The following is a 13,365-nucleotide window of genomic DNA, read 5'->3' as shown; positions in this document are numbered from 1 at the left end:
GCCCCGGGTCAGGCCCGGGGCGCGAAGGTCTGTGTCTTGACGCATCAGAGTTTCCTCAGCCGCGGGTTGGACACTTCATCAAGGCCGAGGTTGATCAGCAGCAGGCCGATGAACATCACCGCCAGCAGGATCGTCGGGATGCCCCACCACCACCACAGGTTCTGGATCAGCGCGCCCGAGTTGATCGCCTCGTAGATGATGCGGCCCAGGGTCGGGATCCGTTGCGGACCAAGGCCCAGAACCTCCAGCCCCACGGCCGTCACGATCGAGGTGGTCACGTTCGCGATGAAGGACCCGAACAGGTAGGGCACTAGGTTCGGCATCATCTCGCGGAACATGATGTGCATGGTCGAGGCGCCGGACAGCCGGGCCATCTGGACATAGCCGCTTTCGCGCATCGACAGCACCTGCGCCCGGATCAGGCGGGTGGGCGACTGCCACATGAAGGCCGCGATCAGGATGGCCATCAGGGTCAGGCTCACATCCCCGAAAGAGGCCTGAAACACCACGAGTATCAAAAGCGGCGGGATGGTGATCATCACGTCCGACAGGATGCGGATCGTATCGTCGACCCGACCGCCCAGAAACCCGGCGGAAAAGCCAAGGAAGATCCCGATGCTCATCCCGATAATCGAAGCCAAGAGCCCGACCATCAGTGAGTTCGGTGCCCCGATCACGATCAGCGCCAGCAGGTCGCGCCCCGCGCCATCGGTGCCCAGCGGATTGTCGGCCACACCGGCCTGTCCACGCAGGTTCTCAAAGCCGATGGGCGGCAGTTTCAGTTGGGCCGAACCGGTATAGACCAGATCCATGTCCCAGAGCAGGCGGCCAAGGATGCCCATGGCGACGATGCCTAGGATCAGCGCCGCCCCCCACATCAGTTTCGGATTGCGCCAAGGATTGTCGAACCGCTTCATGCGGCGGATCTGGCGGGCGGTGAGTTCGGGCTTTACGGGCGTGTCAGCTGTGTTCGTCATGGGTCAGCCCTCGTGCCGGATGCGGGGGTCGATCAGCGGATAGACCAGATCGACAAGAAAGACGGAAAGCGCGGTCATGAGGATGATGACAAAGCTCACGCCCTGAATGACCGGAAAATCCTGATCGAGAATGGCGTCGTACAGAAGCTTGCCCATGCCGTTGTAGGCAAAGATCCGTTCCACCAGCACCTGGCCGGCGATCAGCATGCCGATCTTCAGGGCAAAGGCGGTGATCTGCGGCAGGATCGCGTTGCGGATCATGTATTTGTACAGGATGTAGCGCGGGCGCAGCCCCTTGGCCTTGGCCAGCGTGGTGTAATCCTCGCCCTGTACGGTGATCATCAGCCCGCGCATCCCCAGCGCCCAGAAACCGAAGGTCACCACCACGATGGACAGCGCCGGCAGGAAACCGTGGTAGATCACCGATTGCACAAAGCTCCAGCTGAGGCCCGGTTCAACCGTCAACCCATAGGCGCCGGTCAGCGGGAACCACCGCAGCTTGGCCGAAAAAATCCACATCAGCAGCAGCGCCGACAGGATCGGCGGGATCGAGGTAAAGACCATCGCCGCCGGGATCGCCACCTTGACCAGCTTCGGCGAATGATCCCAGACCATCAGCGCGCCCAGCAGGTTGCCGATGAAAAAGGTGATGGTGATCGAGATCAGCATCAGGCCCAGCGTCCAGGGCAGCGCCTTGGCGATCAGGCTGGACACCTCGGTCGGGAAAGAGGCGGTCGACAGGCCGAAATCGAACAGGAAAACGTTCCGGATATACTTGAAATACTGCACCAGCAGCGGCTCATCCAGGCCGAAACGCGAACGCAGGGTTTCAAGGATGGCGTCGGCATTGGCGACGGTCCCGGCACCCGAGGCCATGCGGCCCAGCATGATTTCGGCGGGATCGACCGGGGACAGCCGGGGGATGATCCAGATCAGCGTGGCCGCGATCCAGACCGTCAGCAGAAGGGTCACGACGCGGTTGACAAGATAGCTTGCAGGAATGCGTCCCATGGCCGCTCCTTTCGTTCTAAAGAGGGGATTGGCGAGCGGGGGAAGAAACCCGGGTCGCGGGGTCACGACCCGGGTCAGTCAGGGCAGGCAGATGGTAGGAGACCCGCCCCGGGGAGGATCAATCGACCTTTTCGAGGTTGTGAATGATCTGGTGCGTGTGGCCCCACCAATGCGCCGGATGGTTGTAGTTGTTTTCCTGCGTCGGCCAGCCCGTCCAGTAGGTCGTGTTGAACGGCAGCAGCTTCGAGGCCTGCACGATCGGCAGGAAGGGCAGTTCCGCGAAATAGTGCTCATAGGCTTCGACGACCATCGGAACAACGGCCGGATCGCCCACCGACAGGCCGCCCATCTGGTCGACGATGGTGGAATAGGCGGCCGTCGCCTCGGTGTTCCAGCGGGCGGTGTTGTTGAAACCGGGGCTGCGTTCACCCACCGGCACCACGTCCTTGGCGGTGTAGCGGCTCATGGTCGCCCAGGGTTCATTGACCGATCCGCAGGACAGCCATGTATAGGCAAGGTCGTATTCGCCCAGCGGCAGCGCGGTGCCCCAGAAGACGCCGTTTTCCACCGGAACCGGTTTGGCGGCGATGCCGGCCCGGTTCAGCTGTTCGACGATTACGTCCACGGCGCGGGTCAGCTCGGTCGACGCGGTGTTGACGGTGATCAGCGCCGTCAGGTCCTGACCGTCCTTTTCATAGATGCCGTCCGATCCCTTGACATAGCCTGCCGCCTCGATCAGCGCCTGCCCCGCGTCCACATCGGCGCGCGGCGAAAAGCCGAACCCGGCGTCCACGACCGCCGAGATGAAGGGCTCCATCCCGCCGTATTGCACGAAAATCGACCGCGAGGCCTCGGTCGTGCCTTCATAGGCAACATTCACGATCTGGGTGCGGTTGATGATGTGGTTTACCGCCTGTCGCATCTTGGGATCGTCCCAGGGCGCCACGGTGGTGTTGAACTCCAGTTGGCGGGCGCAGGGGTCCGACCATGCAAAGGGCATGCCGTCCTTCCACGCAATCACGTTCGGGTTCTGAAAGCGGATCGCCTCGAAGGTGCCAAGGTTCACGGTCTGACCGGCGTCCATCTGGTTGGCCGCCAGCAGCTGCGCGCGGCTTTCCTCGCCGCCCGATTCCAGCCAGATCAACCGCAGCGGTTCGGGCAGATCGACAAAACCGGTGGCCGCGCCCCAATAGTTGTCGTCGCGGTCCCAGATCATCCGGTTGGTGCTGCCGGAACGGTACTTGTAAGGGCCGGTGCCGATCGGCGGGTAAAAGGCAAAGGTCGCCGGGTCCTGACCGGCCCAGACATGTTCCGGCATGATGAGGAACGACCCAAAGATCCGGTTGCCAAAGTTCTCGACGGCAAACCGCGGGTTGGCAGCGGTCAGGGTGAACTTCACCGTCAGGTCATCGATCTTTTCGACACTGGCGACCTGCGCCCGGACGGTGGCCGCCTCGCGCGAGGACAGGTCTTCGTTGCCAAGCGCAAGGTTGACGGTGAACACCACGTCATCGGCGTTGAAGGCTTCGCCATCGGACCATTTCACACCTTCGCGGATGCTGAGCGTCCATTCATCGTGGGTGTCATTCGGTGCAAACTCGGTCCCCAGCCATGGTTCCAGCTGGCCGCTTTCGTAATTCAGGATGAACAGCGGTTCCCACATGGCCTGATGCGCGCCGTGCAGGCGTTTGGTGCCCGGGGTGAACCAGTTGAAGTTCTCCGGGTCCTTGATCGTGCGGTCGAGGTCAAAGATGACCGTGTCCTCGCGCGCCACGTCCTGTGCGAGGGCCGGTGCCAGCCCCGCCAGCACGATGGTCGAGGCCAAGAGCGCTCGTCTGGTGAAAGTCATGTGGTGTCTCCCTTTTCGTCTTGTCCGCCCTTGGGCGGGCCTCCTCGGCGGGCTCTCCCTGCCCGTATTCCCGGCCCTTGGCGGGGCCGTCAATTGCCCTTATCGGGCGTAATCCATGACCAGCACCCGGGTCTGGTCGGGCAGGCTGTCCTTTGTCACCTCGGCTTCGCAGCCAAAGGCGAAATCCACTTCTTTCTGCTCGTCGAAATACGACAGGAAAGAGTTGATCCACAGCAGGCTGCGCGGCTTGTAGCAAAGCGTCCGGAAATGCATCGGGATGACCAGCTTGGGCCGTGTCACGTCGATCAGGCGTTTGACCTCGTCCAACCGTGTGGTGAATTGGCCACCCGCTAGGGTCAGCAGGATGTCGGTGCCTTCGAAAAAGGCCGTCTGCTTGGCATTCAGGTCGTTGCCCACGTCGCCCATGTGGGCGATTTGCATCCCGTCAACCTCGAACCGGTACATCGCGTTGGCGCCCGGTTCGTGCAGCGGGTGATCCTCGATCTCCATTGCCTCGACGGCGCGCACGTCAATGCCGCCAACCTGTGCCCGACCACCGGCGCGCACTGCGTCCAGCGTATTGTAGGTCACCGGGTTGCCCCGGATCAGGTCAGAGCGGCAATGCGCGCTGTCGTCGTCCGAAGACGTCAGGACAAGGTCGGCCTCGTCCTCCATAGGGCCAAAACCCAGTTCCTCGGGGGTGTAGGGGTCGGTCACGATGCGGAACCCGTCCGCGCGGGTCAGCATGAACGCCGCCTGTCCGTACCACTTGATCTTCATTGTCGTGCCTCAGTTGTTGCCCACCACATGCGGGCTGGACGTCTTGGTGATGTCGTTGTTTTCGGGGCGGTCGAAATGCCGCCAATGGCCCGAAGGATCACTGCCGCGGCAGATGATCGACTCTACGCCCTTGGCCCATTGCGCATCGACCATGCGGCTTTGTGGCGGGCAGTAGCGGAGCGTCAGGCCACAGCGGCGGCGGTCCGAAGTATTGGCAAGGCTGCCATGCACCAGCATGTCGGCATGCATGGACATCTGCCCCGCCTTCAGGCTGTTGGTAAACGGTGCACCCATGTCCTCGGTCACGGCGATGCCCTTGTGAAAGACCGAATTCGGCCCCATCGTGGTTTCCTCGATCTTGCCGCGCGTATGGCTGCGCGGCAGGAAGCGCATGGCCGAGTTTGCTTCGTCCGCGTCGTCGATGGCCAGCCAGACGGTCACGGTGCGCGCCGGGCTGAGCGACCAAAAGCTGGCATCCTGGTGCCAAGGCACCTGTTTCGGGTCATGGGGTTTTTTCGACAGGATCGCGCTGGCCCAGCAGATGATATCCGGGCCGATGATGTCCTGCACGCGGTCAAGGATGCGGGCATCGGTGGCAATGTCCCACAGACCCGACAGGCGCGCCTGATAGCAATTGATGCCATAGGCCCCGTTTTCGCCAAGCGCCTCCATCAACCCGTTCACATAGCCGCGGATCTCCGCGATCTCGTCGGCGCCGAAAATGTCAAACGGCTGGACAAAGCCTTCGGTGTTGTAGTGGGCGATCTGTTCCGCCGTCAAAATGCGCGCTTGGGCAGCGTCGGCAGGTTTGAACGACAAATCAAGCGGTTGCGTGAGCATGTAATGATTCCTCCGATGCTCATCTTACGCTCATGCGACCGGACGTCGGATGGTTTGGCTTGACAAAAAAATGCGCTATTTTGACTTTGTTAATCACCTCCGTTGCGGAATTATGGTCGAATGATCCAGTGCTGATGCGTCTTGCGTCAGGAAGGATAGCTGCGATGGATCAATTCAGGACAAGTTGGGGCCTTGTGGGGCCGGGCGGTCCTTGGCCCCGGTTAAGCGATTTCGTCGAGGATACCGCCAAAGAAGGCTACGCCGGGGTCGAGTTTCCCTTGGCCGCGCTAACCTTTGAGGAGGGCGCGGCGGATCAGGTCATCAACACCCTGCGGCAGCGCGCTGCGCAGAAAGGGTTGCAAGTGATCGTTCAAGTTGCCACGCGCCCGGCGGAATACGGCAGCGCGCGGGATCATCTGGCCGAGTTTCGGAAACAGGCAGCGGTTGCCGCCGCGCTGGGCGCGTCCAAGCTGGTGGTCCATGCCGGGTCGGACGGGTTCGATGAGGGCACCGCCGTCAGCTACCTGCGCGACTGCATGGCGGCGGCGGCGGATCACGGTCTTGCGGCGCTGATGGAAACGCATCGGGGGCGGTTGTTGAACGATCCTTGGCGCTGTGCCCGCCTGATGGAGGCTTTGCCCGAAATGCGACTGACGCTGGACCTTAGCCATTGGCACGTCATCGTCGACCGCGAACCGCTGGATCTGATGGATCTGTTTGATGAGGCCGCGCGCCGCAGCGGCCATGTCCATGCCCGCGTCGGCCATGAGAAGGGTGCGCAGGTGCCGCATCCGGGAGATCCGCACTGGGCGAGGCACCTGGCTCTGTATCGTCGCTGGTGGAGCATCGCGCGCGACGCGGTGCAAAGCCGGGGGGGTGTTTTTACGGTAACCCCCGAATACGGTCCGCCCCCCTATATGAACACGCGCCCCTTTAGCCATGAAAGGGACGCGGACCTTTTGGATTTGAACCGCTGGATGCGGGATCGGTTGACAGAGTGGTTCGGCTGAAACGGGGTGCGGCGCATTGACCGGTCAGGCGCCGTCCGTTCCTTCGTAGGGTGCGCAATGAATGCGCACCCTTTGATCAGGTCGGATCCCTGAATCAGCCCAGTTTCTCCACAGCCGCCTGAAACGCGTCCAACTCGGCCTCCTTCATGCTCAGTACATTGCCCTGCGCAGGGAAGGTTTCGGCCTCGGTTTCGGATTTGAACTCGGCAAAAGCCGCGACCGAGTCGTCGTAGAGCCGCCGGTATTCGGCGCCGTGATCGCGATAGCTCTTGGCGTGACGCGGCACGTGGCCGTCGTTGTATCCAAGGATGTCTTTCGCAAAGAGGTACTGCGCATCGCAACCGCTGCCAGCCCCCATCGCCACCGTCAGGATCGACAGGCGTTTGGTGATCTCGGTCGCCACCGGCACCGGCACCAGTTCCACCTCGATTGCAATGGCACCCGCGTCCTCATAGGCCTTGGCGCGTTTGTAGACCTCGATGGCGCTTTCGGCCGTCTTGCCCACCGCCTTGAATCCGCCGGTCCATGTCCGTTTGTAGGGAACGAACCCGACGTGACCGTGGACCGGGATCGCCTCGCGCGCCAGCGCCTCGACGACGTCCAGACCCATCGGGCAATAGATCGCGTCAGCGCCTTTTTCCATCGCGTCGAAGGCGGCGCGCTTGGCCTCGTCCGCGTTCACATAGGTGCCGTAGACCAGGCCGACCGTGAAAAAGGTCCCGGGTGCGGCGGCGCGGAACGTTCGGATCGGACTGCGCTCCCACGTGATGATCATGTCGATCCCGGCCTCTTCACAGGCCCGGGCCTCGCGAGGGTCGTGGACGTTCACCTGTGTCAGTTTGCGTTGGCCCTTGCTGGCAAGCAGGTCCTTCACGGTAAGCGCGGGCATGGGTCTCTCCGATCTGTCGATGTGGGGAAATGTGGCGGACATGATAGCCCGCCGCGGTTCGCCGCGCGCTTTCGGGGTTTGACCAATTCTTGCGCAAACTTGATTTTCTGCCATTGTAAGGCGTCGAATATCTGCTGGTTTGCCCTGATGAAGACCCGCCAATTCAAGATCGAATCCTACATCGGTCCGCAGGATGCCTTTCATTTCGCGCGCAAGAACCTTGAACCGCGCTGGCCTGCCTATTTGCATGACCACAACTACTATGAGCTCTTCCTTGTCGAACAGGGATCGACCTTGCACCGGATCAATGACCGGACGGAAACGCTGCCGCGCGGGTCACTGGTTTTTGTCCGTCCGGGCGATGCGCATGGGTTTCAGGCCTCGGGCGATGAAGGGTGCCGGATCATCAACGTGATGTTTCGGGTCGAAACGGCCAATCACCTGTTCGACCGCTATGGCACGGAACTGGGCCGCCGGTTCTTTTGGAAGGAGGGGCCGCAACCGGACACTTTCTTGCTATCGGGGCCGCGGCTGGAACGCGCGATCAACTCATCGGCAGAGTTGCAGACCGCGCGCCGGACACTGGCGCGGGTCGAACAGTTCCTGTTGTATTTCATGACGCGGGTGATCGACTACGCGATCACCTTGCCCGAAGGCACGCCGCGCTGGCTGGTGTCCGCCTGTCAGGCGGCGCGGTCGCCTGAGGTTTTTCGCAAAGGCTCTGCCGGTTTTGTCGAGGCGGCGGGGCGGGGGCACGAACATGTCTGCCGGATGACGCGAAAACACCTTGGTGTGTCCCCCACGGCCTTTGTGAACCGCATCCGCATGGAACATGCGGCCATGCATCTAGGGTCATCGGACATGCCGATCGTCGAGATCGCGCTGGACTGCGGAATCGAGAACCTCAGCCATTTCTACAAGCTGTTCCGCGAGTCCTACGGCAACACGCCCAGCCAGTACCGCAAGTACCACCGGGTCGACCCGGTGCAGCCGGGATAGAACCATGGCGCAGGTCTTTTGCATCGACGATTATCTTGAACCGTCAGAGGTCTTTCATTTTGCCCGCAAGGCCCTGCCGACCGATGCGGCGACACCTTTGCATTCTCATGACTACTACGAATTGATGCTGGTGGAATCCGGTGCCACGACACACATGATCAATGACAGCCAAGCGCCGCTGCGCGAAGGCGATGTTGTCTTTGTCCGGCCGTCCGATACCCACGGGTTTCGCACCGATGACGCCTGTCGAATCATCAATATCATGTTCCGGGCCGAAACCGCCGATGTGCTTTTGGAACGGTACCGCGAGGATCTTTACGAACGGTTCTTCTGGTCCTCAGGGCGGTTGCCAACCTGCATTCATCTTGTCGGGGCCCAGCACGAACGGGCGATCAATACCTCGCGCACGTTACAGACCACGCTGCAAACGCAGTTACGGCTCGAACATTTCCTGCTGACGATGATGACCTTCGTTCTGGATGACGTGGCCCGCATCCATCCCAGCGCGCCCGGCTGGCTGGTCGATGCCTGCTATGCCGCGCAGTCGCCCGAGGTCTTTCGCAAGGGCAGCGCGGGCTTCGTGGCGGCGGCCAAACGCGGTCCCGAACATGTCAGCCGCCAGACCCGCAAGTATCTTGGGATGTCGCCTACAGGCTATGTGAACCGGTTGCGGATCCAGCATGCGGCGATGTTGCTGCGGCAGGGAAAACTGCCCCTGCCAGAGATCGCCGAGGATTGCGGGATCGAGAACCTCAGTTACTTCCACCGGCTGTTCCGCGAGCAATACGGCTGTACGCCGGACACCTATCGCAAGCGGCACCACCAGAGCCCGCTCAAGAACGGCTAGGCCCCGGCCAGTCTGGTGGCCGGGGCAGGGCGGTCAACCGACCGCGATCAGGATACGATCGCCCTCTCGTCGGACGGGGTAGGTCCGCAGATTGACACATGCGGGGGCGCTTTTGACTTCGCCGGTGCGATAGTCAAAGCGAGCGTTGTGCATCGGGCATTCGATGATGTGATCCATCACCAAACCATCGGCAAGCGAAACCTTTTCGTGGCTGCAATGCCCGTCGGTGGCATAGAATTGATCGTCGGGGCTGCGGTAGATCGCGTATAGCTTGCCGTCATGGCTAAAGCCGATCAGGTCTTCGGTTTCGATGTCATCGACGGCGCAAGCGTCGATCCATGTGTCAACCGTGGTCATGTTTGGGTCTCCTTCTCAGGCTGCCTTGGCGGCGGCGTCAGGCAGTTCCGGTTGCAGGTGATAACTGGGATCCTTCAGCTGTCGCAGCAGCGTCGGAACGATGTCGCGGTAGGCGTCCAGCAGGCCGCGTTTGGGCGGCGGACAGTGGTCCTTGATCAGTTCATGCAGTTCGGGCAGGCGGTAATAAGGCACCATGGGAAACATGTGATGTTCGACGTGATAGTTCATGTTTCCGTAAAGAAAGCGCAGCACCGGGTTCATATAGATCGTGCGGCTGTTCAGACGGTGATCATAGACGTCTTCGTTCAGGCCGGCATGCTGGGTAAAGTGCAGCAGGGCATATAGCGGCGCGCCGATCACACGCGGCCCGATGGTCAGCAACAAGGGCAGCAGCGAACCGGTCAACAGGGATGCCCCGATGATCAGCAGGATCAACCCAAGATAGACCCGTGCGGCCGTGATCACGGTGCGCTGTTCGCTTTCGGGAATGAAATGCGCCCCGGCCCCCAGATCGCCCGCAGCCCGACGCAGGAAGTCACGCATGGTTATGACCACGGTTTTGAGATTGAAAATGTTGATGAGCAACGAGATCAACTCGGGCGGTCGCGGCGACTGGATCTCGGGGTCTTTGCCGACGATGATCGTATGTGTGTGATGGCGGGCATGGCGCCAGCGATAGTAGTGCCCTTCGGACAGGGTGATGAACGAGCTGAAGTGAAAGAACAGGTCATTCAGCCAGCGGGTCTTGAACGGGGTGCCGTGGCTCAGTTCATGCTGGCGCGCGGTGGCGCTTTGGTGGACGGCGCTGTAGATCACCAGCCAGACCAAGCCCCAGCCGCTGCCCCAAGTGGCCACCGTCAGGGCGCCCAGGGCAAGGATCAGTCCGATCCAGAGCGCATAGTTTGCCAGCGCCGGCCGGTCCGAGCGTTTCATCAGCGCCTTGAGCGTCTTGCGATCCAGCGCGGGGGCATACCATGTCGGATGCGTCTGGGGCCCGCGATCGCCGTCATTGCTGACAAGGCTGTAATCTTTCCATGGGATGGCGTTCATTCTTGTCTCCGTCGTTGTCTGCATTCGCCAAGAGGTGCGTTGCAAGACGTGGCAGGAGGTCAAAATGGTACAGAACCGCCCGCAATCTAAGCGCGGCGATTGATGAAATCATGTACGGATTTGACTTTGTGGCAGGGCCGATCCCGGCTGCGATCAGGTCTTGCCGGGCGGTCCCGGCGGAACTTCGCGAAAGCCGCCGGTTTCGATCAGGCTGTGGTTCAGTTGGTCAAGCCGGGTCAGACCCAACATGCCCAGATCCGCGCGCAACTGAACCCGAAGCAGGTCAATGACGTGATCGACACCATGCGCGCCACCAATGCTGGCCGCATAGTTGAATGGCCGTCCCACAAAGGCAAACCGTGCCCCCAGCGCCAGCGCCTTGAGGATATCGGTGCCACGCAGGATGCCGCCATCCAGCATCACCGGCATGTCCTTGGCGCGCTCGACCGCCGCCGAGACAACCCGCAGCGGAGCGATGGCACCGTCCAGTTGGCGTCCGCCATGGTTCGACAGGATGATGCCTTCTGCCCCCAGTTGCACGGCGCGGGTCACGTCATCCGGGTGCAGGATGCCTTTCAGCACCAGCCGACCTTTCCATAGCCGGCGGACCTCGGTCAGAAGAGACCAGTCGAGGAACTCGCGCCCCGAGAAATCTCGGACGGCCTGCCGCGACAACAGCGGCGCGCCGCGCGTCGCGGTGGCATTTTCGAAATGGGGTGGCCCGTTTTGCACATAGGTGCGCAGAAACGTCCCCAGCGCCCAGCGTGGATGGGTCATACCTTGCCAGAGCAGCGAGAGGTTTGGCTTGATCGGGGTGCGATAGCCTGAACGCAGGTTGTTTTCGCGGCTGGGAACGACGGCGCTGTCCACGGTGACCACAAGGGTTTCGATCCCGGTGGCGGCGACACGTGTCAAAAGCGCCGCGATTTCATTTGCCTGTTTCGGCAAATAGGCCTGATACCAAGCATCCGGGTTCTGGGCCGCGATCTCTTCCATCGGGATCAGCGAGGCGGCGCTGATGATCATCGGGATGCGGGCGCGCCCCGCCGCCCGCGCCAACACCAGATCTCCGCGATAGGCGGTCAGGGCTGACACGCCCATGGGGGCGATGCCAAAGGGCAGGTCGAACTGCATCCCCATGAGGCGCGTGGCGAGACTACGGGCCGAGACATCGATCCCGACCCGGGGCAGAAAGGAGATTTCCGAATAGGCCCGGCGATTGTCGTCCAGCGACGCGTTGGTTTCCGCCGCGCCCGAGACATAGCCGAAGATCGGCGGCGGCAGGTGACGGCGCGCGGCGGGCTCCAGATCTTCCAGCGCATAGATCCGGCGCATGGCCCTGTGCCCGGCCATCAATGCCACGGCCCGGTCCGGGGGGTCTTGACTGCCATGTCTTGCATCCTGCGCCTCGACCTTGCTGCTTGGAATGATTTGCCGGGCGTATACAGCGGTGGCGCAGGTCTTGGCCACCACCGCCGTGATTCTGTCAGGCGTCCAGTTTCAGGAAATAGTCGAAGATTTCCGGAACGTTGCCATCCCCCAATCCCGCCGCCACCGCAGCCTGAAGGTTGTGCGCCGTGCCTTCGGCGATTTCGGCCCTTGTGCCCAGATCCTCGGCCATTTTCAGGAAATAGCCCAGATCCTTGTTGGCATTGTTGATCGAAAAGCCAAGATCGCTGACCCCGTCGACGGCGTAGTTCTTGCAGAACCCCATAAAGGGCGAGTTCGACGGACCGGTGGACATGATGTCGAACAACTGCTGCCGGTCCACCCCGGCGCGATCGGCCACCGCAAAGGCCTGGCTCATGGTGCAGACCGTGGTCATCCCCATGAAATTGTTGATGAGCTTGGTTGTGTGGCCAGCGCCAAGCGCACCAAGGTAGAAGACGTTTTCGCCCTGTTCATCCAGCACCGGCTTGACCTTGTCGAAATGCGTCTTGTCGCCTGCGGCCATGATGTTCAGTAAGCCGTCCTTGGCATGGGCCGGTGTGCGACCCAGCGGTGCGTCGACCATCCCCGCACCCTTGGCGGCCAGATCGGCCCCGATCTTGCGGGTCGACGCGGGGATCGAGGTGCCGAAGTCGATCAGAACGGCACCTTCGCGGATCCCTGCAAGGATGCCGTCCTCTCCATAGACAATCTTTTCGACGACTTCCGAGGTGGTGAGGCAGAGCATCACGATGTCGCTGGCTTCGGCCAGTTCCCGAGGCGATGCGGCCTCGCGCGCGTTGCCGCGCCCAAGCACACGCCCCACCGCGTCCTTGTTGAGGTCCATCACAACCAGGTCGAACCCCTTTTTCTGAAGGTTCTCCACCATGTTGCCCCCCATGAGGCCAAGGCCGATGAATCCGATGACGGGTTTGGTCATGCCCTTACTCCCTTTGGTCGTCTTTTCTGTATGGTCTGGATCAGAGGAAATCTTCGCGGCGTGGCGTGAAGATATCCAACAGCGTGCCTGCCTCCAGGCAGGTGGCGCCGTGTTCAATGTTGGGTTGTTTATAGAGCGAGTCCCCCGCCGAAACGATGTAGGTGTCGTCCCCGATGGTGAACTCGAACTTGCCCGAGATCACATAAGTGATCTGTTCGTGCGGGTGGTGGTGGCGCGCGGCCACCGTGCCGGTTTCGAACCGGACCTCGACGACCATCGCATTGTCCGCATGGGCGCCGACCTTGCGGGTCAACCCGCCGCCGGCGTCGAACACCCGGGTTTCCTTTGCGGGAAAATAGTTCTTTACGGTCATGTTGTGTGTCTCCTG

At 61.6% G+C, this 13,365-nt stretch carries 14 protein-coding genes; 3 read left to right on the top strand and 11 right to left on the bottom strand.

All coding sequences use genetic code 11. The annotated features are described in order from the left end of the window. Positions 1 to 44 precede the first annotated feature (44 nt). The 5 genes from KJP30_RS23185 to KJP30_RS23165 all read right to left on the bottom strand — a co-directional run bounded on the left by KJP30_RS23185 (position 45) and on the right by KJP30_RS23165 (position 5,457). Entirely contained in the window at positions 45 to 977 is a 933-nt protein-coding gene (locus KJP30_RS23185) for an ABC transporter permease (RefSeq protein WP_218451920.1), read from the bottom strand. Positions 978 to 980: 3 nt separating this feature from the next. After that, positions 981 to 1,988: an ABC transporter permease gene (locus tag KJP30_RS23180; protein WP_218451919.1), complete on the bottom strand. Its 1,008-nt coding sequence runs from the start codon at positions 1,986 to 1,988 to the stop codon at positions 981 to 983. A 118-nt stretch (positions 1,989 to 2,106) separates the two neighbouring features. Further along, entirely contained in the window at positions 2,107 to 3,837 is a 1,731-nt protein-coding gene (locus tag KJP30_RS23175) for an ABC transporter substrate-binding protein (RefSeq protein WP_218451918.1), read from the bottom strand. Positions 3,838 to 3,936: 99 nt separating this feature from the next. Further along, the gene (locus tag KJP30_RS23170; RefSeq protein WP_218451917.1) at positions 3,937 to 4,617 is read right to left on the bottom strand and encodes an MBL fold metallo-hydrolase; all 681 of its coding nucleotides are present in this window, start codon (positions 4,615 to 4,617) and stop codon (positions 3,937 to 3,939) included. Positions 4,618 to 4,626: 9 nt separating this feature from the next. Further along, the gene (locus tag KJP30_RS23165; protein WP_218451916.1) at positions 4,627 to 5,457 is read right to left on the bottom strand and encodes a phytanoyl-CoA dioxygenase family protein; all 831 of its coding nucleotides are present in this window, start codon (positions 5,455 to 5,457) and stop codon (positions 4,627 to 4,629) included. A 164-nt stretch (positions 5,458 to 5,621) separates the two neighbouring features. On the opposite strand from KJP30_RS23165, the gene KJP30_RS23160 reads away from it, so the two are divergent. Further along, positions 5,622 to 6,467 (top strand): sugar phosphate isomerase/epimerase family protein, encoded by an 846-nt coding sequence (locus tag KJP30_RS23160; protein ID WP_218451915.1) that lies wholly within the window; start codon positions 5,622 to 5,624, stop codon positions 6,465 to 6,467. A 94-nt stretch (positions 6,468 to 6,561) separates the two neighbouring features. Here KJP30_RS23160 and KJP30_RS23155 read toward each other — a convergent pair whose 3' ends face one another. Continuing rightward, on the bottom strand, positions 6,562 to 7,356 hold the full coding sequence (locus KJP30_RS23155) for a 3-methyl-2-oxobutanoate hydroxymethyltransferase (protein WP_218451914.1): 795 nt from the start codon (positions 7,354 to 7,356) through the stop codon (positions 6,562 to 6,564). Positions 7,357 to 7,503: 147 nt separating this feature from the next. Here KJP30_RS23155 and KJP30_RS23150 point away from each other — a divergent pair, with 147 nt between their 5' ends. Then, complete coding sequence (locus KJP30_RS23150) at positions 7,504 to 8,355, top strand: helix-turn-helix transcriptional regulator (RefSeq protein WP_218451913.1); 852 nt, start codon at positions 7,504 to 7,506, stop codon at positions 8,353 to 8,355. Between the two features lie 4 nt (positions 8,356 to 8,359). Continuing rightward, the gene (locus KJP30_RS23145; RefSeq protein ID WP_218451912.1) at positions 8,360 to 9,202 is read left to right on the top strand and encodes a helix-turn-helix transcriptional regulator; all 843 of its coding nucleotides are present in this window, start codon (positions 8,360 to 8,362) and stop codon (positions 9,200 to 9,202) included. Between the two features lie 33 nt (positions 9,203 to 9,235). Here the strand turns inward: KJP30_RS23145 and KJP30_RS23140 are convergent, their stop codons facing one another. The 5 genes from KJP30_RS23140 to KJP30_RS23120 form a co-directional block, all read right to left on the bottom strand. Then, complete coding sequence (locus KJP30_RS23140; protein ID WP_218451911.1) at positions 9,236 to 9,559, bottom strand: MocE family 2Fe-2S type ferredoxin; 324 nt, start codon at positions 9,557 to 9,559, stop codon at positions 9,236 to 9,238. 15 nt (positions 9,560 to 9,574) lie between these two features. Continuing rightward, the gene (locus KJP30_RS23135) at positions 9,575 to 10,609 is read right to left on the bottom strand and encodes a fatty acid desaturase (RefSeq protein ID WP_218451910.1); all 1,035 of its coding nucleotides are present in this window, start codon (positions 10,607 to 10,609) and stop codon (positions 9,575 to 9,577) included. Between the two features lie 153 nt (positions 10,610 to 10,762). Beyond that, positions 10,763 to 12,079 carry an alpha-hydroxy acid oxidase gene (locus tag KJP30_RS23130; protein WP_343222810.1) on the bottom strand — a complete coding sequence of 439 codons (1,317 nt, stop codon included), beginning with the start codon at positions 12,077 to 12,079 and terminating at the stop codon, positions 10,763 to 10,765. A 16-nt stretch (positions 12,080 to 12,095) separates the two neighbouring features. After that, the gene (locus KJP30_RS23125) at positions 12,096 to 12,977 is read right to left on the bottom strand and encodes an NAD(P)-dependent oxidoreductase (RefSeq protein WP_218451909.1); all 882 of its coding nucleotides are present in this window, start codon (positions 12,975 to 12,977) and stop codon (positions 12,096 to 12,098) included. A 40-nt stretch (positions 12,978 to 13,017) separates the two neighbouring features. Beyond that, positions 13,018 to 13,350: a cupin domain-containing protein gene (locus KJP30_RS23120; protein WP_218451908.1), complete on the bottom strand. Its 333-nt coding sequence runs from the start codon at positions 13,348 to 13,350 to the stop codon at positions 13,018 to 13,020. Positions 13,351 to 13,365 lie beyond the last annotated feature (15 nt).

Source organism: Antarctobacter sediminis (genome assembly GCF_019218285.1).
GTDB lineage: Bacteria > Pseudomonadota > Alphaproteobacteria > Rhodobacterales > Rhodobacteraceae > Antarctobacter > Antarctobacter sediminis.
Note: the sequence above shows the minus strand (reverse complement) of the source record. Positions and strands in the feature narration are given on the sequence as shown.

Bases quoted from the DNA above. Each gene is read 5' to 3' on its own strand.
- KJP30_RS23155 (WP_218451914.1), bottom strand. From the start codon at position 7,356: ATGCCCGCGCTTACCGTGAAGGACCTGCTTGCCAGCAAGGGCCAACGC.
- KJP30_RS23140 (WP_218451911.1), bottom strand. From the start codon at position 9,559: ATGACCACGGTTGACACATGGATCGACGCTTGCGCCGTCGATGACATC.
- KJP30_RS23150 (WP_218451913.1), top strand. From the start codon at position 7,504: ATGAAGACCCGCCAATTCAAGATCGAATCCTACATCGGTCCGCAGGAT.
- KJP30_RS23125 (WP_218451909.1), bottom strand. From the start codon at position 12,977: ATGACCAAACCCGTCATCGGATTCATCGGCCTTGGCCTCATGGGGGGC.
- KJP30_RS23160 (WP_218451915.1), top strand. From the start codon at position 5,622: ATGGATCAATTCAGGACAAGTTGGGGCCTTGTGGGGCCGGGCGGTCCT.
- KJP30_RS23185 (WP_218451920.1), bottom strand. From the start codon at position 977: ATGACGAACACAGCTGACACGCCCGTAAAGCCCGAACTCACCGCCCGC.
- KJP30_RS23170 (WP_218451917.1), bottom strand. From the start codon at position 4,617: ATGAAGATCAAGTGGTACGGACAGGCGGCGTTCATGCTGACCCGCGCG.
- KJP30_RS23180 (WP_218451919.1), bottom strand. From the start codon at position 1,988: ATGGGACGCATTCCTGCAAGCTATCTTGTCAACCGCGTCGTGACCCTT.
- KJP30_RS23135 (WP_218451910.1), bottom strand. From the start codon at position 10,609: ATGAACGCCATCCCATGGAAAGATTACAGCCTTGTCAGCAATGACGGC.
- KJP30_RS23120 (WP_218451908.1), bottom strand. From the start codon at position 13,350: ATGACCGTAAAGAACTATTTTCCCGCAAAGGAAACCCGGGTGTTCGAC.
- KJP30_RS23175 (WP_218451918.1), bottom strand. From the start codon at position 3,837: ATGACTTTCACCAGACGAGCGCTCTTGGCCTCGACCATCGTGCTGGCG.
- KJP30_RS23145 (WP_218451912.1), top strand. From the start codon at position 8,360: ATGGCGCAGGTCTTTTGCATCGACGATTATCTTGAACCGTCAGAGGTC.
- KJP30_RS23165 (WP_218451916.1), bottom strand. From the start codon at position 5,457: ATGCTCACGCAACCGCTTGATTTGTCGTTCAAACCTGCCGACGCTGCC.